The sequence below is a fragment of the Bacteroidetes bacterium SB0662_bin_6 genome (assembly GCA_009839485.1).
Lineage (GTDB): Bacteria > Bacteroidota > Rhodothermia > Rhodothermales > VXPQ01 > VXPQ01.
Genome location: VXPQ01000058.1, coordinates 1 through 22,975, shown reverse-complemented (window position 1 = coordinate 22,975; position 22,975 = coordinate 1). Strand labels below are relative to the sequence as shown.

17 protein-coding genes are annotated in these 22,975 nt (G+C 57.6%); 7 read left to right on the top strand and 10 right to left on the bottom strand.

All coding sequences use genetic code 11. The features are described 5' to 3' along the window. The first annotated feature begins 96 nt into the window (after window positions 1-96). The 5 genes from iolG to F4Y00_10855 all read left to right on the top strand — a co-directional run bounded on the left by iolG (window position 97) and on the right by F4Y00_10855 (window position 5,114). Complete coding sequence (iolG, locus tag F4Y00_10875) at window positions 97-1,098, top strand: inositol 2-dehydrogenase (protein MYE05459.1); 1,002 nt, start codon at window positions 97-99, stop codon at window positions 1,096-1,098. A gap of 101 nt (window positions 1,099-1,199) precedes the next feature. Further along, window positions 1,200-3,026, top strand: coding sequence for a 3D-(3,5/4)-trihydroxycyclohexane-1,2-dione acylhydrolase (decyclizing) (gene iolD / locus F4Y00_10870; GenBank protein MYE05458.1), 1,827 nt, complete (start codon window positions 1,200-1,202; stop codon window positions 3,024-3,026). Between the two features lie 4 nt (window positions 3,027-3,030). Beyond that, window positions 3,031-3,918, top strand: a complete 888-nt coding sequence (iolE, locus tag F4Y00_10865; protein MYE05457.1) for a myo-inosose-2 dehydratase — start codon at window positions 3,031-3,033, stop codon at window positions 3,916-3,918. Window positions 3,919-3,934: 16 nt separating this feature from the next. Continuing rightward, complete coding sequence (iolB, locus tag F4Y00_10860) at window positions 3,935-4,741, top strand: 5-deoxy-glucuronate isomerase (protein ID MYE05456.1); 807 nt, start codon at window positions 3,935-3,937, stop codon at window positions 4,739-4,741. A 52-nt stretch (window positions 4,742-4,793) separates the two neighbouring features. After that, complete coding sequence (locus F4Y00_10855; GenBank protein MYE05455.1) at window positions 4,794-5,114, top strand: DUF3467 domain-containing protein; 321 nt, start codon at window positions 4,794-4,796, stop codon at window positions 5,112-5,114. Between the two features lie 10 nt (window positions 5,115-5,124). On the opposite strand, the gene F4Y00_10850 is transcribed toward F4Y00_10855, so the two are convergent. Continuing rightward, a complete protein-coding gene (locus F4Y00_10850) occupies window positions 5,125-6,207 on the bottom strand; it encodes a YjgP/YjgQ family permease (protein MYE05454.1) in 1,083 nt (360 codons plus the stop codon). Between the two features lie 119 nt (window positions 6,208-6,326). Here F4Y00_10850 and sucC point away from each other — a divergent pair, with 119 nt between their 5' ends. After that, window positions 6,327-7,505 carry an ADP-forming succinate--CoA ligase subunit beta gene (gene sucC, locus F4Y00_10845; protein MYE05453.1) on the top strand — a complete coding sequence of 393 codons (1,179 nt, stop codon included), beginning with the start codon at window positions 6,327-6,329 and terminating at the stop codon, window positions 7,503-7,505. Between the two features lie 82 nt (window positions 7,506-7,587). Further along, window positions 7,588-8,607: an ABC transporter ATP-binding protein gene (locus tag F4Y00_10840; GenBank protein ID MYE05452.1), complete on the top strand. Its 1,020-nt coding sequence runs from the start codon at window positions 7,588-7,590 to the stop codon at window positions 8,605-8,607. A 49-nt stretch (window positions 8,608-8,656) separates the two neighbouring features. Here the strand turns inward: F4Y00_10840 and F4Y00_10835 are convergent, their stop codons facing one another. The 9 genes from F4Y00_10835 to F4Y00_10795 all read right to left on the bottom strand — a co-directional run bounded on the left by F4Y00_10835 (window position 8,657) and on the right by F4Y00_10795 (window position 22,811). After that, on the bottom strand, window positions 8,657-11,236 hold the full coding sequence (locus tag F4Y00_10835; protein MYE05451.1) for an LPS-assembly protein LptD: 2,580 nt from the start codon (window positions 11,234-11,236) through the stop codon (window positions 8,657-8,659). A gap of 64 nt (window positions 11,237-11,300) precedes the next feature. Further along, complete coding sequence (locus F4Y00_10830) at window positions 11,301-12,290, bottom strand: ROK family protein (GenBank protein MYE05450.1); 990 nt, start codon at window positions 12,288-12,290, stop codon at window positions 11,301-11,303. Between the two features lie 67 nt (window positions 12,291-12,357). Continuing rightward, complete coding sequence (locus F4Y00_10825) at window positions 12,358-12,765, bottom strand: septum formation initiator family protein (protein MYE05449.1); 408 nt, start codon at window positions 12,763-12,765, stop codon at window positions 12,358-12,360. 52 nt (window positions 12,766-12,817) lie between these two features. After that, window positions 12,818-14,116, bottom strand: coding sequence for a phosphopyruvate hydratase (locus tag F4Y00_10820; protein ID MYE05448.1), 1,299 nt, complete (start codon window positions 14,114-14,116; stop codon window positions 12,818-12,820). Window positions 14,117-14,210: 94 nt separating this feature from the next. After that, a complete protein-coding gene (locus F4Y00_10815) occupies window positions 14,211-15,563 on the bottom strand; it encodes a tetratricopeptide repeat protein (protein ID MYE05447.1) in 1,353 nt (450 codons plus the stop codon). A 126-nt stretch (window positions 15,564-15,689) separates the two neighbouring features. After that, window positions 15,690-17,060: a hypothetical protein gene (locus tag F4Y00_10810; protein ID MYE05446.1), complete on the bottom strand. Its 1,371-nt coding sequence runs from the start codon at window positions 17,058-17,060 to the stop codon at window positions 15,690-15,692. 20 nt (window positions 17,061-17,080) lie between these two features. Further along, window positions 17,081-18,277 carry a hypothetical protein gene (locus tag F4Y00_10805; protein ID MYE05445.1) on the bottom strand — a complete coding sequence of 399 codons (1,197 nt, stop codon included), beginning with the start codon at window positions 18,275-18,277 and terminating at the stop codon, window positions 17,081-17,083. Window positions 18,278-18,421: 144 nt separating this feature from the next. Next, window positions 18,422-19,189, bottom strand: a complete 768-nt coding sequence (locus F4Y00_10800) for a glycogen synthase (GenBank protein MYE05444.1) — start codon at window positions 19,187-19,189, stop codon at window positions 18,422-18,424. A 121-nt stretch (window positions 19,190-19,310) separates the two neighbouring features. Then, entirely contained in the window at window positions 19,311-22,811 is a 3,501-nt protein-coding gene (locus F4Y00_10795; GenBank protein MYE05443.1) for a chromosome partitioning protein ParA, read from the bottom strand. Between the last annotated feature and the right edge of the window lie 164 nt (window positions 22,812-22,975).

The window sequence follows — 22,975 nt, the reverse complement described above, 5'->3', positions numbered from 1 at the left end:
TCGGGGCCCTGGCGCCGTCATAAAAAAACAACCTGATCGGGGCCCTAAAGGACTGCCGGTTCTTTCGAACCATCTCTCACATCGTGTGAATACAGGATGAGGTTACCGATTGCGTTGATTGGGGCCGGTCGCATTGGACGGATTCACGGGGCAAATGTCCGTGCGGACCATCGCATAGCGTTGCGGTATATCGTGGATCCGGACGGGGAGGCAGCCGCAGAATTGTCCGGCGTGACCGGAGCCAAAGCCGTATCTCTGAATGAGGCGCTGGACGACAAGGAGCTTGCCGGCGTCGTGATTGCCAGCGCCACGCATACCCATGCGGACCTCATCGAACGCATTGCCGGTCTTGGCATCCCGATTTTTTGTGAGAAGCCTCTGGATCTTTCGACAACCCGCGCCCAGGCTTGCGTCGACGCGGTGACAAAGAATGATATTCCTTTCGTCATCGGCTTCAACCGGCGCTATGACCCTGACTTTGTACGACTGCACGCATTGGTAAGAGATGGGGTGTTAGGCAATGTCGAGTCTATCCAGATCATCAGTCGGGATCCTTCGCCTCCATCGCTGGACTACATTCGGGCCAGCGGGGGTCTGTTTCGTGACATGGCGATTCATGATTTCGATGTGGCCCGCTGGCTGTTGGGAGAAGAGCCCGACGAAGTCAGCGCCAGTGGCAGCAGCATCGTGGATCCTGCGATTGGCGAAGCCGGTGACATCGATACCGCCTTGATCACCCTTCGGACGCCCGGCGGCCGACTATGCAGTATCAGTAACAGTCGACGCACCTCGTATGGATATGACCAGCGTGTCGAGGTACACGGTTCCTTGCGGACCGCGCGCGTTGAAAATCAACCGGAAACACAGTTGCTCATTTCCGGGGATGAGGGAAGCACCGGCTCCAGGAACAAGCACTTCTTTCATGATCGTTATGCGGAGGCATATCGCATGGAGATGAGGCACTTTGTCTCCGTAATAATGGGTAATGAGACGCCGCGGACCACCGTCCTGGATGGCTTGCGGGCGCTGGAGCTCGCCGATGCTGCGGCGCAGGCGCTGAAAGAAAAAAGAACTATTCAAGTGCGGTACGTTCGGTAGCCCACGGCTCCATGAGAATTTTCGTACATTGATTCACGCGCCGACAAGCGCCTGAAATCGAGCATCTTGAACCATCGGGAGACACATCTATGCGGTTGACAATGTCACAAGCACTGGTGCGGTATCTCGCCAATCAATACATCGATGACGATGGGGATATCCGCCCGTATTTTGCCGGAGTCTGGGCCATTTTCGGCCATGGCAATGTGGCGGCGATAGGCGAAGCCCTTTTCGCAAGCAAGAATACCCTGCCGACCTACCGCGCCCACAACGAGCAGGGCATGGCGCTGGCCGCCATCGCGTACGCAAAGGCGTTGATGCGTCGGGGAGCAATGGCCTGCACGACATCCATTGGACCCGGCGCCACGAATCTGGTCACGGCTGCAGCGCTTGCGCATGCCAACCGCCTGCCGGTGCTTTTTTTGCCCGGGGATGTTTTTGCCAATCGGCGGCCGGACCCTGTACTGCAGCAAATCGAAAGTTTTAGCGACGGCACGGTGAGTGCGAATGACTGTTTTCGTCCCGTATCCAGATACTTTGACCGGATCACGCGACCCGAACAGATTATCACCGCGCTGCCCCGGGCGATGACCACATTTATGAATGCATCCCGCTGCGGCCCGGTCACGCTTGCGTTATGCCAGGACGTGCAGGCGGAGGCCTATGATTATCCGGAAGCGTTTTTTGAAAAACGGATATGGAAAGTGCAGGTGCCTGACGCAGCGATGTCAGAAGTCCACGACCTCGCACAGCGCGTGAGATCGTCGAAGCGCCCATTGATCATTTCCGGCGGCGGCGTGCTCTACAGCAAGGCAAGCGATGCATTAGCCTCTTTCATTGACGCGGTCGGTATCCCATGCACCGAAACGCAGGCCGGCAAAGGCGCATTGCATTGGGAAAACCCGCTCAATCTGGGTGCGATTGGCGTGACCGGATCGTCCGCGGCCAATGCAGCGGCGGCGGAAGCCGACCTGATCATCGGCATCGGCACAAGGCTGCAGGACTTCACCACTGCGTCGAGATCCCTGTTCAGCAATCCGGATCGGGAACTGGTGCAGGTCAATGTGAATCCGCTGGACGCCAGCAAGCACGGCGCGATACCGATTTTTTCCGATGCGAAGCGTTTGCTGTCAAGCCTTCAATCTGCTCTGCACGGGTACGCAGTCGATGACACCTGGCGGTCGCTGTCCATGCAAAGGGCCGATGAATGGCGGGCCGTTGTTCACGGTGCGCTTACCGCCCCCGGCGGTCCGCCCTTCTCCTATGCGCAGGTACTGGGGGCCATCGACAGGGTCGCAGACGAGGACTCGGTGGTGGTTTGTGCAGCAGGCTCGCTGCCCGGTGAACTTCACAAATTATGGCGTACGCCGAAGCCTGGTGGATACCACGTCGAGTATGCGTATTCCTGCATGGGGTATGAGATCGCGGGCGGCCTCGGCGTAAAAATGGCCCTGCCTGACCGCGAAGTACTTGTCGTCGTCGGGGATGGCAGCTACATGATGATGAATTCCGAACTGGCCACAGCAGTAATGATGGGCCATAAGATCATCGTCGTCCTGTTTGACAACCAGGGCTATGGCTGCATCGACAATCTGCAGCGCAGCGCCGGCTCGCCCAGCTTCAATAATATGTTCGAAGACACGGTGCACGAAGTGCTGCCGGCCATCGATTTCGTGGCTCATGCGGAAAGTATGGGCGCCGATGCGGTGCACGTGGATTCCATCGACGCGCTTGGCTCATCGTTGCAGGACGCACGGGCGTCCGAACGCTCGACGGTAATTTCCGTTGCTGTCGGACGTGACGGAAGCGGCGATATTGGCGGCGCCTGGTGGGATGTGGCGGTCCCCGCGGTATCCGATCTGAAGACGGTCATCACTGCCCGCGCAGCTTATGACACCGCCACAAGGAAACAGCGCGTGGATGGGTAGCGGTATGGAAATACGGTTTGGCGTCAATCCCATTGCATGGTCGAATGATGACTTGCTGTGGTTGGGCGGCGAAACGCCACTTGAGACCTGCCTTACCGATACGGCGGAACTCGGCTTCGATGGTATTGAGTTGGGCAATAAATTTCCACGTAATGCGACGGAACTTCGGCCGATTCTCGACCAATACGGACTTGCCCTGATTGGCGGCTGGTATTCGGGCAACATTCTGCAGGACGATGCCGAGTCGGAAATTGCCAGCCTCCAGGATCACCTTGCGTTGTTGAAAGCGCTGCATTGCGAGGTGTTCATCTATGCGGAATGCAGCAACACGATTCATTCTGACATCGATAAGGGCATGCAGGATAAGCCGGTCCTGAATGACGAAACCTGGCCGCTTTTCGGACAACGTTTAAGCGAAGTGGCGGACTATATCCGGAAGCAAGGATTGCGCTTCGCCTATCATCATCACACAGGCACTGTGGTTGAGACGGCATCGGAACTTCGGCGCTTTTTCGCCGAGACTTCGAATTCAGTCGGTATCGTGCTGGATACCGGTCACGCATACGTGGGCGCTATCGATCCGGTGGAAATAGTCTTTGCATTCCCGCAACGGGTTGCGCATGTGCATTACAAGGACGTCCGTCCGGCGGTTCTGGCGGATATCCGTGCGAAGAATGCCAGCTTCCTGACCGGCGTGATCGAGGGGATGTTCACGGTTCCCGGGGACGGCGTGATTTCGTTCGACCCTGTGACCAGTGCGTTGAACGAAATCGGGTATCGGGGCTGGGTGGTGGTGGAGGCCGAACAAGATCCCGGGAAAGCAGACCCAAGACAGTATGCCGAAGCCGGATTGGCGGCCCTGCGCGCATCCGTCCGAGCGGTATCTCAGTAACACGGAGCAAACGACAATGAGCAAGTTAGTAGTATCAACGGGTGAACGAAACGCGGACGGACAGGTGCTAAGCGTCACCCCCCAATCCGCTGGTTGGGAATACGTGGGATTTGCGGTGTATAATTTGCTGCCCGGGCAAACCCTGGATATAGAGGCAAACGAGCAGGAAACCTGTATCGTCCTCTTGTCCGGAAAGGCGACGGTCGTTGCGGGAGAAAAATCGTTCACGGAGCTTGGGGGGCGCAGTGACGTATTCGATGGTCCGCCCACCGCCGTGTATGTTCCTCATAAGACCGCATTCTCGATCACGCCGGAGACCGATCTGGAGGTGGCGTTATGCACGGCGCCCGGCGGCGGCGATTACGAACCCCGGCTGATTGCGCCGGGTGAACACCCGGTCGAGATTCGCGGGTCGGGAACGAATACGCGGCACGTACAGGACATTCTCCCGGAGTCAGCGCCGGCGCATAGCCTGCTGGTGGTGGAAGTGATTACTCCCGCTGGACACTGGTCCAGCTACCCGCCGCATAAACACGATGTAGACGCGCTGCCGGAGGAGTCCTTGCTTGAGGAGACGTATTACCACCGGCTCCGCCCGAAACAGGGGTTCGCATTTCAGCGTGTTTATACCGACGATCGATCGCTGGACGAAACTGTCTCGGTACACGACGGCGACTGCGTGATGGTGCCCCGTGGTTACCATCCTGTGGGCGCCCCTCATGGGTACGATCTCTATTACCTTAATGTAATGGCCGGTCCCCAGCGCGTATGGGTTTTCAGAGATGACCCGAAGCACGCGTGGATTTCCAGGCGTGCTGTCTGACAGGGTAGGGCGGCATACGACGAAAAGCATCGATATTCATCGGAGGTTTGCAATGAACGACACAGATAACCAGAAGGCGGACAATCAACTCAACATAGAACTGGATGAAAAGACGGCGGAGGGTGTCTATGCGAATCTGGTGATGATTTCTCATTCTCCCGAAGAATTCATTCTGGATTTCATCCGGGTGATGCCAGGCGTTCCGACGGCGCGCGTAAAGAACCGGGTCATCGTAACCCCGCATCATGCGCGCAGGTTGTTGCGGGCGTTGCACGACAACATCGAAAAGTACGAGGCGATGCACGGCGAGATCGAGGAGCGGGAGCAGCCCGGGCAGTCCATCCGGTTTGGCGGTATGGCCGGACAGGCGTAACGAAGGCGGCTTATTTCCGCACCCGCACCAGCAGGAAAATAGCCGCGGCAAGGAACAATGCGTGCGGCAGCCATACCGCTACGGAAGGAGGTAGCACCCCGGTATACCCCAGCGGCTCTGTGATCTTCTGCACGGTAAGGTACAGGAAGGCGACAAAGAGTCCGATGCCAATCTGCATGGCTTGCCCGCCTTGCCGCCGAGTTGCTGCGAGCGGCATGCCGATCAGGACGAGAATAAGGTTCGCGAAAGGCCAGGCGAATTTGGCGTAATATCCGACTTGCGTACGTCCGAGCCCACCGGCGCCGGAACGCTCGATGTCACGAATGTATCTTGCCGCGTCGGGAATCGTCATGGATTCCACATCACGCTCGGTGCGGGCGAGGTCGCGCGGGAGAATCGTCAGAGTTGTGTCGATTCGGGTCAGCACCTGCCGCGTCTCGACGTCCTTCGAAAACGTGCGTACGACGGGTTGGTGAATCTGCCAGATCGACAGGGAATCGATCCAGCTCATACGTACCCCGTCAATGCGCTGTACAAGACGGTTCGCTTCATTGAAATGCTGCAGGGAGATTCGATGGGCGGTCTCGTTGCGTCGATCGTAATATCCCACGGAGATGTATGACCCCGGGCTGTGTTGCCGATGGATGTTGTTCGTTTCTATGACCCGGGGAGCATCTTTCAGGAAGCGCAACTCGAATTCGAGCACGGTGCGGTTGGTTTCGGGCACTACCCAACCGTTGAACCAGAACATGCACGCGGTCACGGCGATGCCCGTGGCGAGATATGGAACCAGCAACCGGTAGAGCGAAACGCCGCTGGTCTGAAGTGTGGAGAGTTGCAGGCTTTGGGACAGGCGCCCGGTCAGGTACACGCAGGACAGAAAAAGCGCCAGCGGCGCCGTAAGTCGGGCGATTTCCGGGATGTAATTGGGATAATAAACAAGAAAAACCTCACGCATCGTAGCGCCGCGATCCAGGAAATCGTCAATGAATTCAACGTAATGCAGGACAATGAAGAACACGATGAGCGCCGCGATGAGCGCCGCAAAACCGCTCAGAAGCCGGAAAACAATATGACGGTCGAATCGGTTCACGGGAATTGATCAGAGCATCCACAGGTACTTTGCAGAGGCGGGATGGATTCTTCGAACGTGTGCCGTACCTTGCTAACTGCCGTGCTGTGCTGCGTATTTCAATTTAGGGTATACACACCATGAAACTGCACGAATATCAGGCCAAGGATATCCTCGAAGGATACGGCGTTGCCGTATCGCCGGGGAGCGTAGCGTACACTGTCGAGGAAGCAGTGGCTGCTGCGGAGGCGCTGCAAAAAGAGGGCGTATCCCTGTTTGTCGTAAAGGCCCAGATACATGCAGGCGGACGGGGAAAGGGAGGAGGAGTCAAACTGGCCAAAGGGATTGAAGAGGTGCGTGAGCAGGCGGAAGCTATTCTTGGGATGCAACTGGTTACCCCGCAAACCGGGCCTGAGGGACAGCGGGTGCGGGCGGTATTGATCACCGCAGCTGCCGATATCGCGAAGGAATATTATGCAGGTGTGACGCTTGACAGACAGCGGAGCATGAACGTGATTATGGTTTCTACCGAGGGGGGCGTTGAAATCGAGAAGGTTGCGGAAGAAACCCCCGACAAGATAAGCAAGGTGTGGGTGGATCCCATGACCGGCCTGCAACCGTTTCAGGCGCGGGCCGCAGCGTTCGCATTGGGGCTTGAAGGAGCGGCTTTCAAGCAGGGCGTCCGGTTTATTGCCGCCCTGTATGAAGCGTATACCGGCATAGACGCCTCGCTGGCGGAGATCAACCCCCTTGTGCGGACAGGGAGTGGAGACCTGCTGGCCATCGACGCCAAAATAAATCTCGACGACAATGCACTGTATCGCCATGCGGATCTTGCTGCACTGCGCGATTTGCACGAAGAGGATCCGCTCGAGGTAGAGGCGGCCGAGCATCGCCTCAACTATATTCGCCTCGACGGCGATGTAGGGTGTATGGTCAATGGCGCCGGCCTTGCCATGGCTACCATGGACATGATCAAATTGGCCGGGGGAGAACCGGCCAACTTTCTTGATGTGGGCGGCGCCGCCGGCGTGGAAACCGTGGAGCAGGGCTTTCGGATCATCCTGAAAGACCCCAATGTCAAAGCAGTGCTCGTGAATATTTTCGGCGGCATCGTACGGTGTGACCGGGTGGCGGCAGGCATTGTGGAGGCCGCGGCGAATGTGAACATTACGGTGCCGCTTATCGTGCGCCTTCAGGGTACGAATGCGGAAGAAGGGCAGAAAATTCTACAGGAGAGCGGTCTCGAACTGGAGACGGCGGTGTTGCTGAAGGAGGCTGCTGCAAGGGTTACGCACGCACTCCACGGGACGGCGTGAATTGCGCCGTTTTCCGGTTTTGCTGCATAGTGTTAACAGACCCTAATCAGTACGCATCGGTGCGGTGAATCAGACAGATCGGATGGTTGAATCGGCCGTGACGCTTGAAGGCGTTACGAAGCGGTACGGCACTACGGTGGCGGTGGATAACGTATCGCTGGAAGTAAGGGCGGGCGAATTCTTCTCGTTGCTTGGTCCTTCCGGGTGCGGCAAGACCACCTTATTGCGTGTAATAGGCGGTTTCGAGCGGCCTGATGCGGGCACGGTGCGCATTGCCGGCCGCGATATGACCAGCATGCCCCCGCGTCGCCGGCCCACCGCTATGGTGTTCCAGAACTACGCGCTTTTCCCCAATATGACCGTTGGAGAGAATGTGGCGTACGGGTTGCGTGTACGCAAAGTGCCACTGGCTCGCCGCCGGGAGCGCGTGCGCGAAGCACTCCGGCGAGTGGAGATGGACGCGTTGACAGACCGGCCTGTTACGGAGCTTTCCGGCGGGCAACAGCAACGGGTGGCTCTGGCGCGCGCCGTAGCCGTGGAGCCGGATGTACTGCTGTTCGACGAGCCTCTTTCCAACCTCGACATTGCGCTCCGCGAGCAAACTCGACGGGAATTGAAGGTGCTTCAGCATCGCTTGGGCATTACCAGTATCTATGTCACCCATGACCAGCAGGAGGCCCTGGCGTTGTCGGATCGAATCGGGGTCATGAGAGCGGGGCGCCTGGTGCAATCGGGCGATCCCGAGCGCTTGTACCGGGAGCCGCAGACGGCGTATGTGGCCGAGTTTCTTGGGGGGAGCAATATCGTGAGGGATCGCCGCCTTTCGGCGCGGCTGGCGCCGCAGGAGAAGCCGCCGCCGGGATGCGTTTTGTCTATCCGGCCGGAGCATTTCGAGGTGTCTCCGGAGGGTATCGAGGCGCGGCTTGTAAGCCGGCAGTTCCTGGGCACCCTGACCGAGTGGTGGGTGGAGATGGACGGACATCTCTTGCGGGCGTGGCTGGATCCGCAGGAGACCTTTTCGGAAGTCGTAACCCTGCGGCCCTCGTCGGCGCGGTGGGTCCTCGACGACCGGGAGGAAACCGGCCGGCCGGGCCAGGAATAGCAGGGATACTCTGATCGAAGCGGACTTCATCGGAGTATCCCGGAGCACCTCAGTTCCGCAGCCTTCCGAATCGCCCTCTTATGTCGGAGCGTGGTTGCCGGAGGCGAAGAAGATCGCGTAATTGCCCGCTTTTTACGTGCAGGTCGAAGCTGTAAGACTGGTACGGCCCGAAGGGCACCCAATTGATCGCCATTTCCCAGCAGTCGAAATCGCGAAAAACGGACACGCTGGTATAGATGAGTTTTTTCGCTTCGAAATCGTATCCGGAGCGCCCCTGTATTTTCCAGTCCGGTGTCAGGTTGAAATCGAACTGGGCGTTCAGCGCTGCGGTTCTTCTCGAGTCGCTGAACAGTTTGGAATAATTATAACTCAAGTCGAGGCGCAGTGACCACGGGATGGCAAAGTCGGCATAACTGTCTAACGTACCCGAATATGGAGACCGGAACGTGTCGTTTCCGGTGAATAGCGCTCCTCCCGGCATACCTGCACCGGCGGGCAGATCACGGGAGCGCAACCTGTTGAAGGGGCGTTCCGGACCGGTTCGTTCGCTTTGAAACGAAGTGTTCAGGCTTACCCTGAACAAGGTGGGTCGTACGGGGAGCCAGGGCCGGTCGGAGAAGAGGAACCGATTGACTACCCGGGTACCTTCGGTATTCAGGGCATACGGAGAGAATGTGGCGCCCATGTTCAGGCTGAGATTGCCGGCGATCCGGGTACGTGCGTTCATGCGCAGATCCCCCAGTTTCATCGAGTCGGCGGCAAAGTTGTAGCCGGTTGCTAACCCCGCGTTTAACAGCCGGACCACATTCCTGTGTTCTGTTCCGGTGGAGTCGGTGGAGACATGGCGTGTCTCGAATACATTATCGACCGAAAAACTCATGCTTTGTTGTCCGAAGCGCTGTACGCCGGGGACGAGCGCATATCGTTGACGTTCTCCGTTCGCATCGGTATACGAGGCTGTATAGCCCCAGGCATCCGCATAAAAATCGGGACGGTAATTGAAGCTCATGCTGGGGCGGACGGTATGGCGCAGCCCATCGAGGGGGCCAATCCGCAAAGGAAAAATCCCGTAGAATGTCGTATTCATGGAAACCCCGGTCGAAAATTGCCGCAGGGCAAGGAAATCCGGGGCCTTTTCGACCGTGACCCGGCCTGTTTCGTCCACCTGCCGGCGTTCCGTCTGGATAAACCAGTCCTCCGTGTAATTGATATTCGGGACGAGGTGCACGGGAAAGGTCCGGGAAAGCGCCGGAAGTCCGGCTCCAATGTTGACCCGGTGTGCTGCTTTAAAGGCGAAGGGTTCCGACCCGCCGGTCGCCTCCCGGTATTTTGAGGGAGAGATCAGTGCTTCGTACCATGCGATGTCTGTCGTGTCGTTCGGGACAAAGTTGTACCGGTTGTCCGTATTCAGGCTGTAATCGTACGTGATACGTTCATACCAGCGCCCTCCCCCCGGTCTGTTCTCCCGCTCAAACGGCTTGCGGGCACTCTGGCGGAATGTGAGGCTGGGCAACACTACACGGACATTACCGTTTTCGAGATTTTGGTGGTGGCTAAGGTTCAGGGCCAGATTGCGTCCTGCTCTACGCCAGGTTTTACTGAACCCTGCGCTCGACTGGACCGTTTGCCGGACACGATCGTCGTACCGTTCCGAAGAGGTGCGCAGGTAGCTTGAGGAAGACAAATCGACATTCGCGCGAAGCCTGGTGGTCGGGTTCAGTTCCTGATTATGGGTCCAGCGCAGCCGCCCGGTGCCGAATTCCGAAAAATCGGGATCGCCTCGCTCCCCGTTCCGGTTTTTCAGGTAGTCCACGAGAATCTGCCCGGAATAGCGGTATCGCTTTGCGTAACGGAATTGCGGCGTGACCTGGAAACTGCCTCGGGTCCATAGGCCGAATTCAACCCGGGCGTCCATATATTCGTTGATCGCCTGGTACCATCCCCAGTTGCGCAGATAAAATCCTCGTTCGTCCTCCCCGTAGCGGGGGGGCAGGGGACCGCTGCGCCGGCCTTCGCGGGCAGGCACAAAACCAAACGGCAGCCACAGCGGGGTGGGAATATTGAACAGATAGAGGCGAATAGGCCCCGTGTAGATCCACTCCTGATCAACGATTTTCATTTTGCTCGACCGCAGCGAGTACGAAGGATCGTCCAGGCATTCGCACGTCGTATAGGCCCCTTCCGCCACATACAGGGTACTGTCTTCCCCGACTTTTACTACACTGGCCCGTATGAATCCCTCATCGAGAGTAGTGCGGGCGCCAGTTACCCTTCCTCGCTCCGTGGCCGCATTAAAGGAGATATGATCTCCCTCGAAGGCTTCCGATCCTTGTGTAAATGATGGAGTGCCAACCGCGCCGGTATCGCTTTCGAAGCCGGATGCATGCAATTCATCCTGGTCAAAAAGAATATCTATGCGAAATGCGTATAGTTCGGCCTCTTTGTATGCAATTTCTGCATAATTGTACAATCTCCCTATATCGTTCTCCTCGCTGAAGGATATCACCAGCGAATCTTTCGCGGAAAACCGGATAGGGGCGTCTGCATTCTGGGCCAGGCAGGGGATGGGCAGGGCATTGCCCGCGAGGAAAAGCAGCGCAGCAAGAAATGGTCGGCGAACCCCGATCATGAAACAGGGCGGATGGTGGACATGCAAGCCCTTCCGGGTTCAGGCGGCTACCGGATGTCCGGGATTATGCGGGCGACCTGACCGCTTCTTCGTCGAGAGACTGAAAGACCAGATGGGCGGCTCCGAGCATACCCGCTTCGTTGCCGAGGGTTTCTCGCACGATTTCGATCTCGTCCCGGTGATCCGGGATGACGTATTCCCGAATGCTTTTCCGGGCTGCGTCAATGATGAAATCCCCTGCGGCCGAAAGCCCGCCGCCTACCACTACCTTACGAATGTCCAGAAGGTTGATGGATGCCCCGAGCACGACGCCCAGTTTGTGGCCCGCCCATCTCAGGATTTCCCGGGCGGGTTCGTCCCCACTGCACGCTGCTTCGTAGAGCATGAGGGGGGTTAGGTTCTGCAGATCCTGCCCCGCCATCTGGTGAATGATGCTTTCGTGCCGGGTGAGCAACTTGTGGCGTCCGTAACGGGACAGGTACTTCTGCCCCAGGTATGCCTCGATCGAACCTGCGATGCCGTATCGGTCGATGTCCCCTGCGAAATTGATCGTCATATGCCCGATTTCCGCAGCGGCCCCGGTGGTTCCACGGAATATCTTCCGGTCGTAAATGATGGCGCCGCCCACCCCTGTACCCAGCGTGACCATGATGAAAGAAGGGTAGGGGCGTCCTCTACCGTAGTGTGCGGAACCAAGCCCGGCCAGATTGGCGTCGTTTTCTACGAATACGGGGAAATCGTCGCCCAGACGCGCCTGCAGCGCTTCCCGGAGATTGACGACCCCCCATCCAGGCAGGTTGGGCGGTTGTACGACCGACGTACGCTCCCAGTTGATTGCCCCCGGCGCTCCGATGCCGATGCCGCTGATTGCCGCATCCGGGGCCTCGGCCGCGACAGAACGGATAAGGTCCGCAATACGGTCCAGTACATGATCGGGGCCGTGGACTGCCTCGGTGTCGCGCGCTTTCTCGACGACGAATCCCTCATCACGCCGGACAAGGGCCGCCTTGATCATGGTTCCTCCAAGATCGATCCCTATTGCGAGCTGATTCATGCCGAGGTCTTTTGATGCAGGCGCCGGGTCATTCCGGGAGATCTATGAAAAATGCGTGCCGGAAGGGTCAATCGTTTGCAGTGCGCTGGCGTTCGGATGCGTGGTCCGGAGATTCGTTCATGGTTTCATGTTGCCGACTTTCCGGCGCATCCGTTTTGGCGTGGGTGCGCTCTTCGACAGGGTACACCGTTTCGCCGGGACGGTGCATGCCATATTCCTCACGCGCGATTTTTTCCACTGCTTCGTCGGAGAGACCTTCGCTAACTTCTTTTTCGAGTTGTTCGATGTCGGCACGCAGCCTTTCGTTTTCCTGGCGCACTTCCGTGTATTCGTTGCGCCACGTCATACGTTTGAGGAGGCTGTGGCTGTCAAGGAATACGAACGAGCCGAGGGCGGCTGCTACAATAGCCCACAGGATTATTTTACCCAGGCGCCGTTTCGTGTCCGTAGACAGAGATAACCGGGAGGACGGCATGTCCGCTCCGCTTCGGTTTGGCGACCGGTTGAAGGATTTCTTCTTCATACAGCTATTGTTCTATGGCGCCGAGACGGAGCGCGCCGATGCCGGGAAAAGAAGCTGCGGACTCGAGCAACTCCTCAATGCGCAGTAATTGATTGTATTTTGCGATGCGGTCGCTGCGGCTTGCGGAACCGGTCTTGATCTGACCGGCATTCGTGGCTACGGCAAGATCCGCAATGGTCGCATCTTCGGTTTCGCCGGAGCGATGGCTGATCACCGCCGTATATCCATGGGTGTGCGCGAGCTCGATGGCCTGAAGCGTTTCCGTCAGTGTGCCGATCTGATTCAGTTTGATCAGTATGGAGTTGGCTGCTCCGTCGCTGATGCCTTGTTGCAACCGATCAGTATTCGTCACAAATAGATCGTCCCCGACGAGTTGGATCCGGCTCCCGAGACGGTCCGTAAGTTCTTTCCAGCCGTCCCAGTCATCTTCGGCCAGACCGTCCTCGATGGAGAGGATAGGATACTGATTAACCCAGTTTTCCCAGAAGTCGATCATGTCCGAGGCGGATCGCTTTGTATTCGGATCGCTCTTCCAGAAAAGATAATACCCGTCCCGGTACATTTCGGAGGTGGCCGGATCCAGGGCCAGATAGACATCCCGCCCCGCTTCGTATCCGGCCTGCGAAATGGCTTCGAGGATGACCTCCACGGCTTCGTCGTTGGAACGCAGGTCAGGGGCAAAGCCGCCTTCGTCCCCCACCGCTGTATTGTATCCCTTTTCCTTAAGCACCCTTCGCAGCGTATGGAAAATCTCGGCGCCGACGCGGAGTGCTTCGCTGAAGGAACTTGCCCCGATCGGCATGATCATGAATTCCTGCATATCCACGCTGTTATCCGCATGATGCCCTCCGTTGATGATGTTCATCATCGGTACAGGAAGCGTAGAGGCATTGGTCCCGCCGATATATCGGTAGAGGGGAAGACCAAGATTCTCCGCGGCGGCCTTGGCGACCGCAAGCGATACGCCGAGCAGGGCATTGGCTCCAAGCCGCCCCTTGTTTTCGGTGCCGTCAAGGTCGATCAGCGTATTGTCCACAGAAACCTGGTCCAGCACATCCTGCCCGGTCAATTCCGGGGCGATTATTTCGTTCACGTTCCGGACAGCGTCCAGTACGCCTTTGCCCATATAGACGCCGTTGTCCCCATCCCGTAGTTCCACGGCTTCGTGTTCTCCCGTGGATGCTCCGCTCGGGACGGCGGCGCGTCCACGAAACCCATCCGATGTGATGACATCGACTTCGACGGTTGGATTACCACGGCTGTCGAGAATCTGCCGGGCAGTGATGTGTTCTATCTGCATAATGTTGACAAGAATTACAGAATACTACGAACGGGCCGCGGGCGCGGGCCGTTAAGTGTGTGACAGGAAAGGGGGAAGGGGGGCCGAACGCGAGGCGCTACGGGGCGCGCACGGTGGTCGTTTCGTTGATCCACGAGTAACAGCCGTAATCCACGCGATAGGGTTGCCCTGGCTCCCAGTTTTGGAAAAAGAGTGCTTCCTGATCCGGAAAACTGCGCCGGTAGGTGGCGATTTTCTGATTCGCCTGCGCTGATACACTCGAGTCCCTTGCCCGGGCCTGCTGATAATAATCCACCGCCAGCCAGTAAACGGCCCGGTCTTCCCGCTCGAATGTGCCGCAATTCGATACGGCGGCGGCGTACAGGTCGCCGATGGCGATGTATGCCTGCCCGAAATTTGCATCCACCTGGATGGCCTGCCGGAAAAAGGATCGTGCCTGGGAAACGGCGCCGTCCTGTTGCCGGGCGATTCCCAGATTGTACAAAATATCCCGCCGGACCGTGACGTCGGCGTCGTCGCCGAGGAGTTCGAGGGCCTGCTCATAATAGGACAGCGCCCGGGTTGCATTTCCATCCTGGAGATGAAGTTGACCAAGGCGGCGGTACGTCAGGGGCGATGGATCCATTTCGAGCAGACGGTCGCCGAGTTCTGCAGCCTCGTCACGGTAGCCCAGTTCGAGATAGATGTCGAAGAGTTCTGCGGCCACCTCTATGTTATCCGGGGTGTTTTCCAGTCGTGTCTGGAGAAACTCAAGGCGTTCTTCCGGGGTGCTGAACAGGGCGTTGCGTATCTCCGTGAGGTACGCAGCGACATCCGTATTGTCGGGATAGCATGTTTCGGCTTCGTCCGTCAGGTTCACGGCGCGCTGCTTGTCGCCATTCCGGGCGGCGTCGTCGATGATAATACGTACATAGTATGCATCGATATTACACCCTATCATGGTGTAGACTTCGTTGTAGACCGAGGCGAATGTAGGCGCCTCGCTGCTCAGCGATTGACTGTGTTCTTGCAGGAAGCGCCCTTTTCGGAGCAGCCATTGGGCTTCGTCGAATTCAATGTCTCCTTCTCGCATGTTTGCGATGGATCGATCGAACCATACGTACGCCGAGTCGAGATGCGCTTGTTTGCCCTCTTCACTCGGCGAGTCCGTGGCCAGCGCTGTGTAGAGTTCCACGGTTCGCTCGAAATTCCGGTCGTCATTCCGTGGGTAATCGGGTGCGTTCCGGAGGATCCATTGCAGGTTCGGCAGGGCGCTCAGATAATTCCTGTTTTTGAAATCCTCGTAGTAGAGGCTGTAGTGCACGCCTTTGTCCTGGTCGCTTACTGCGTTTGCCTCGTCGGATTGCGCGAGGACAGGCTGCACTGGTCCGGTGGTGCATGCAACCGCAAGGATTACGGATGCAATGAGCCCTTGGCTACACAGGGAGATATGCTTTACGATGCGCCGCATGATTAAAGCTTGTCTTGTGAAGGGGGATCGCCTGCCAATAAAGTTACACCTTTTGATGTTAAAGGATACTCTGATTAAGTCCGCAAAGTTCAGGGGCTGAGCGAAGTGGTTTTGATCAGAGTATCTTTAACGTAGTCTCGGGGTCTGGAACCATCGTTCGCCTATATTTACCGACATGGAGAGCCGGTAGAACACATCGCGCACGAGATCAGCATTCGCAGCGCCGCGTATGCCCACCTGCATATTTATATCCAGGCGCGCACCCGGTATCAGGGTCGGTAAACCAAATCCTGCTGAAATCGAAGTGGTTTCGATGTTCATATTCCGGTCAGGGGAAATATAAGCCCGGTCCCAGGAAATTCCGAAGCGATAGGCAATGCGCGCCGGCCACGCTGCAAGAAGATCGCTACCTGCAGGCAGGAATTCAACGCCGGTCCCGAACTGCACTACGTCTGATAACCCCTGTGCCGTTCCCGAGTCATATCCGGGCAAGGGGATCGTGCTCCGCAGGTTGGTCCATGGTGCGAATTTCCCGCCGGCCGATACCGTCCACCGGTTGTCAGGATAATACGCAACGCCCAGGCCCAATTGCCAGGGCATGTCGATTTTTCCGGAAATCGTGGTTCCCAACGTGTCCCGGTCGAGGTTTTGCCCCAGGGCGGTAACCCGTTTGGCCGACAATGTGGTCGGGAGCGTAAAGGCTCCGCCGACACTGATATAATCTTCTTCGGCAAACACGTTTTGTACGCTGAACAATGCTCCGAACGTAGCCGACAAACCGTTTAACCTTGTTGAGGTCTCAAGATTTGTATCCAGAAACAAGGGCCCGGAAGATCCTTCCAGGAAAATGGTCTCTCGCCCGTCATCGATGAGGCCAAACAGGGCGTTGAGTGAGGCGCCGGCACTGAAATTCGGGCTGAACCTGTATCCGAGCCCCCCTGTAACCTGCTGTATTCCTCCCGATCCGAAAAAATTCACGCGATACCCCACCGTGTCGGGCCGGACCGGGTCTCCGGAGAGAAGCGTACCTTCATTCGCTACATTGTAGCTCACCCGCGAAAAGGGAGCGAACCCCAATGCTATCCCCAGTTTCCGTTCGATGAGGGGAAAACCTAACTGTATGCCGCCCAAGTGGCCTGATGCAAGTCGACTGGTCTCCTTGTTTTCATTAGAAGTCACAAGGCTCTGGTAGGCGAATCCTGCTGAAATTCGGGTAAGCACCTGATCGGCCCAGGCTCCCGGGTTGTTCGGATTCACATATTGCAGCGAATGAAGGCCAAATCCGGCGTGGCCGATTCCCGTGCCCTGTCCCCCTGCATGAAGTTGTAATGTGCCGATGCCGAAACGGGAATACAGAGATCCGTCGCGGGCATCCTGCGCCAACCCGGGCGATACGGCAAGCATCGCCGTGACGAGGTACAGGACAGCGCATACCTCGAGGGGTCTGCCAAAACGGGCAGATCCGGATCCGATGCGGGGAAAACGAAGAGATGGCATCCTGGCTCGACGGAGTACGGTCAATAGATCGGGGTGAGCGTGATGAACCCGGCAGGCGCCTTATCGCCGTCGCCGGCATCATAAAAGAGCATGGGATTCAGGGAGCTGTGATAATAGTAATAGCTTGCCTGGTCCGAGGATAATGCGGTGGGCAGCGTTTCCGGGTCAGGCATCCGGATTTCGAACTCTATGTCTTCCGTGATATACTCCTCGATGTTACGCACGAGCGCAGTACCCTCGAATACAAACCGGCCCTGGTCGTCCATCGTACTTCGACCTATCAGGGTATAGGCGCTGTCGCCGGATACTCGCGCGTAGAGGTCCAGCGTTCGGAGAAGAGGACGCTCGAAATGCGTCGGCGTGTTTTGCCGGAAGCTCAGGGTATCGGCCCACAGCGTGAGCGTAGCCCGGTTCACGGAAAACGGTTCGCCGGACGTATAGATGTCGCTCGATGCGGATAGCGAAAATTCGGGGACAGGTCCAATGCCTGCCTGCATGAGGAACCGGTTTTCGGGAATATCCACGGACGCCGAACGTTCAGCGTAAGGGTAGGTTTTCCCAATCGGATAAAAAAGAGAGTCCGAACCGGTGGTTGCAAACAGTGTTGTACCCATCGGGCCGAATCCGACCACCGCGTTTCCTTCGACCGGGTCGATGCGGAAGCCATGGAAAAGAGTACCGACATCGGGGTCCCGGAGCACAGGGTCTCGCTCCGCAACCCAGGAATCAGGCAGCGGAACGACAACCAGCGTATCCGTGGCCGAAAAGGTGAATTCCGTGAGGATCGGCCCGGTAGCAAAGGAGGTGCCGATCGATATATCGTCCGTGCCCCAATCTTCATTGATTTCCCTCAGCACGGCTCGCAGTTCGCTGGTTGAATCACCGTATACATAGGTGCGCCGCAGACGCAATTCGACTGCCTCGACGTTACCGGCCCGAAAATCATCCGATGTGACGGCCGTAATGTCGAAATATCCCTGTACTTCGTATTGCCCGAGTACAGGATCGTCCACCATGCCTGCAAGCACACGTGGAGGACTATCGGGGGATTGTTTCAACTCCACAGCCCGCAGGGATGAAAGAGGCTCGACCGTGTTGACAGGGTCTCCCCCGGCCGCGCCGAGCAGGTTGCCGCCGACGTTTGCGGGATCGTCGCAGGCTGCCAGCAGGAAGCCCATACATACGAATACGAGCAGAGTAGGCAGGGCCGTCTTCACGCAGGCTCGATTTTGGGAGAAGGTATCCGGTGGCATGAGGAACGTCATCGACCGGATTTTATTGTGAGGGGACAAAAAACGCGTATGCGTAAAATCACCACGGGTTCCCCGTGTGTACACAATGCAAGCGAGCCTTTCAGGTATTCAGGCTGCTACCTTGCTCAGCAATTGTTCATAGACCGATCGGGCCATTTCGAACTGTTCTCCCGGCGTGTCGGCGAAGGATAATGCGCTCGCCGCCTTTTCTTCAATCTGCGGGAGGGAGATGGTGGCGTCGGCGAACATGTTGCCGACGTGGTTTAGGTCCTTACCGGAAAGAGGCAATGTATCGGTCAGGCCCTCGGCCTCGGCAAATGCTTCGCAGATTGCGGCATCGAAAGAAACCGGATGCGGGGTGAACACGCTTTGCGTGTCCCCGAAAATATCGTCGCCGGCATATTCGGTTTGCAACAACATAGGGACAAAACCGCTCATCCATCCGAAAGCATGGATAATATCCGGGGCCCATCCCAGTTTCCGGATCGTTTCGAGCGATGCCCGTCCAAAAAACAATGCCCGCTCCAGATTGTCTTCAAAAAGCTGATCGTTCTGGACGGTTTGATAGATGCCTTTCCGTTTGAAATAATAATCATTGTCCATGAAGTAGACCTGCAGGCGTATCCCCGGGATGGAAGCCACTTTCACTTTGAGTGTTTCCGTGCGGTTGCCCATTTGGATGCGCGTTCCCGAAAGCCGGATTACTTCGTGAAGACGGTTCCTGCGTTCGCTGACGATGCCGTATCGGGGCATCATGATGCGCATTTCGTATCCTCCCTCGTTGTGGAGTTGCTCGGGGAGGTGTCGGACGATGGTCGCTGTGCTTGAAGATTGCGAGAAAGGATTTACTTCATCGGATACGAAGAGAATCCTCATTGGATTGGTCATGCCCGGATTTGTAACGATCAAATGAAGTTAGACGTAGCCAACAAATATACTAAAAACGAATGAATTCTCCAAGTAAGGATACGAGCGATTTCTTCCGGCGCCGCGTTGCCTATTCCTGTTCCTGTTGTTGGCGTTGAAGGACTTCGAAGTAACGCCTGATCCGTTCCTCGAAATCGGGTGCGTAGCCGCTTTCGAGTGCGCGGATGAGATCGCGATGAAGCTTTTCCCCGATTTCGTCGCGGGGTGCATCGGTCGGCCCCTCACGCAGAATGTTTCTTCCCTCCCGCGATTCGCGCCGTCGTTCGCGGCCCCGTTCCTGCATGGAGCGCTGGGCATCGAGCAGACGTTGCAGAATCCGTTGTTGCCGCTCGATCATTTGCGGGGCTACCTGCCGCGCCTGCAATTCCCGAAGCGTTTCTTCCATATCCTCGGCGATTTTGTCCAGATCCCCCAGTAACCTGCCGCGGGCTTCCGGGTTGCGGCGCACCTGGCTGAGTTGCTCCCTTATGGCTTGCTGCTGCGCACGCATTTGCCGGAGCCGCTGCTCCATATTGGCTCCGAGGCGATTTCCCTGCAGGTCGTTCAGAAACTGCTGGATTTGCTGGTTCAGTTGCTGCTGCTGCTGCGCCATTTGCTGCATCTGCCGGATGACCTGCTGCATACTGCTGCCCCCACCGGACCCCTGCTGGTTCATGAGTTGGTCGAGTACGCCGGCGAGTAGCAGGGCCAGTTCGTTCAGATGCATCATGGAGGCTGTCTGGTAGCTACCGGCTTCTCTGCCAGCCCGCTCCGTCATGGCGCTCGTGGCCCGTTCCATGTCAAGGAGCGCCTGCCCGGAAAGCCGTTGTACTTCCCGGCTGAGTTGGGGAATGTTTTTTTCAAGGCTGCGCAGGGAGTCGATGACGGTCGCAAGCCCTGCCGACAGCGCATCCTGAAGGCGGGCATCCTCACGAAGTGACGACTGATCCGAGGCGCGCTCAAGCAGGTTTTTCCGGAGCGATTCCTGTTCGTGCGAGAGCGTGAGGACATCCCCGAGCGCCCGGCGCAGCCCGGTTGTGTTTATTTGTCGCTGCGCGCCCTGCATGCTTTGTTGCATGTTGACAAGATCGTTCCGGAGTTGCCGGAACCATTGCTGCATGCGTTGCTGGCCGGATTGCGCCTTGTTCAACTGGTCGGAACGCAGTTGGTCGGCATTCTCCATCAGTTGCTGTTGCATATCCTGCTCCCTGACCGACCGGTTCAGTTGTTGCATGTCACGAGCCGGGCCGCGTTGCATTTCTTTGATCCGCTCCTGCGCTTCTTCCATCAGTTCCTCAAGCTGTTCCATTTCTTCCCAGGAGCTTTCCTGACGTTGCGCGAGTCGTTCCTGATCGGAAATCTCTTCCGGCGTTTGGTCGTCTTCGGACGTTCCGGTCGGAGTTTCAGGGGGGAAGTCCGGGGAAATATCCGGATTTTCAGTTCGGTTTTCCGTTTCCTGCTGTTGCAGTAATTCGGTTGTTTCTTCCTGCATGCGCGCTTGCTGGCGGGCCAGTTCCTCAGCCCTTCGCGCCGCCTCTTCCAGACTTTGCTGGGCGCGCAGATTTTTGAATAAATCCAGGGTTCGTTCGAGCCGCTGCCGGTACTGCGTTTCGCTGAATTCAAAGCGCTCTATCGCTTCCTGTACCTGTGCGAGGTCCATATTGGCGATGGATTCCTGAAGTTGCTGAAGCGCTTGCCGCAATTCAGGCGAATCGATCTCTTCAATTACCTGCTGCATTTCCCGATACAGGGAGAGTGTTTCTTCACTTAGCAGATTGTTTTGCTCGGCGGTGCGGTTCATGGATTCGACCTGCTCGGCCAGGTCGTTTACCTGTTCCTCCATGTGCTGCTGCTGTTGCTCAATCTGTTCGATCTGACGCTGGTCTTCCCAGTCCGCATTTTGTTTACGGCGCACCTCGTCGCGTAACTCGTCAAACCGTTCGTCCAGCTGCGTAGCCTGGTCCAGTATGTCCTGAAGCCGGGATTCAACGTCTTCCTGATCCTCACGCAAGGATTCGTACCGTTCGGCGAGCGAGGGCATCCGGAGCAGACGTGCAGGGGTTTGGGCGGCCTTGTATCCTGCCCAGGCATCGTTGTCCCGCACGCGTACAAAGTATTCGATGACGTCTCCCGGCACGGGATCGAGGGACGTCGTGGCGCCGATATGCCAGTCGTACACGATTTGCTGGTCCGGCATTCGCGGATCCGGGGCGGGCAACGTTATTTGTTCGAACGTCTCGGACGGCTCGGCAAAACGACTTTCTGCAAGGCGGTAGAAGAGCGTCAGATCATGGAATCCGAAGTCGTCGCTGATGCTGCCTTCAAGCGTCCGCTGGAGCGTTTCGTCAAGCAAGTCATCAGCCTCCGGGCGCACGAGCAGGATAGACGGCGCGGCATCTTCCTCTGCATCGATGGCGTACTCGATGGGGGCTCTGTTGCGGGCGCCTCGGGTGTTTTCAAGCAGAATCCGGTATGAACCCTTCCGGGATACCGTGAATTTTCCCACCGCGCGTTGGCCGTCCGACTCGAGAGGCATGTAGACGCCGTCGTCGAATGCAATGCCGGCGTTGGTGATCCCGGAGCCGCCGAGGGTGATATCGAGTTCCACCAGTGTGCCGGGCAATCCCGCTACATCGCCCACATTGGGATCGAGCCGCCGGACGGGGAGGCCAGAATAAGCCGGGGGACGCAATGTGACCTGGAGGCTGCGGACCAGTGGATAATCGGTAACGGATACCCTGTACCAGGCGCTTGTGACGGGCGCCGCAGCGACACGATAGCGAAGGGACCGCCGGATGTTCGCGAGTTCATGTCGGAAGACGCCGCTCGAATCCTCGCTCAGGCGGATACGCTCGATGTGGTCTTCGCTTTCGCGGTTGATGGATATTTCGAGTGCAGCGGGTTGTTCTTCACCTTCGGTACGAATCTCTATAGCCAATGTGGAACCCCGCGCTATTTCGACGGAACCCGGTGTTACGTAGAACTGGAACGGAGCCGGCCGGTCAAAGTGCATTCCTGGTGCAAGCAGGCGGGCGGAGGCGCCCATGAATGTTCCGGGAGCCGCGGCAAGAAGGGACAGTAGCAAGAGGACAGGAACGGCGGCAAATCGTATGGTGCGCTTCGCTCTGGAAAAATCCGCGACGGTTTCGAAAGGGATCGACTCGACGTCCGTTCCCAGCATATGCACGGCCTGATCAAGCAGGGGCTGGGGCGTATCGCTGTGGCGGCCTTCCGAAAGGTCCAGCAGGTTCACGAGGCGGTCTCCGATGCGCGGCATCCGGCGGCCAATCTCGCGGGCAATCGCCTCCGGGCCCCGGTCACGCAGAAGTCCCGCTATTTTCAACAGGGGGCGTATCAGGAACCAGGCCAATAGCCCGAGCGACGCCAGCCCGACAATCCGGAAAAGTACTGTTCGGGGGGCCACATCGAGCCGCCACCCCGCTTCGATCAGGGTGGCGACAAGCCACAACCCTGCGATGGCGCCGGTGGTCAGGACGCACCCGAACAGAAAATCGGCCAGCGTCATGCGCCGGGCCGTGGCGTGCAGGCGCCCACGAATGCGCTTCAGGAGTTCAGAGGATTTTTCGTGCATGCCACCGGGAACCGCAGCGATCGGGTTTTTTGTGTACCGTATCGCACATGGAGGGTTTCCGGGAAGCCGCCTCTGTGGTCCGGAATTAGGGCCTGTTGACACTATGCATCGGCGCTCTGCGGGGCCTGTTTTTCTGCCAGGCCAGGCGCCGCGAGCGCAGTGTG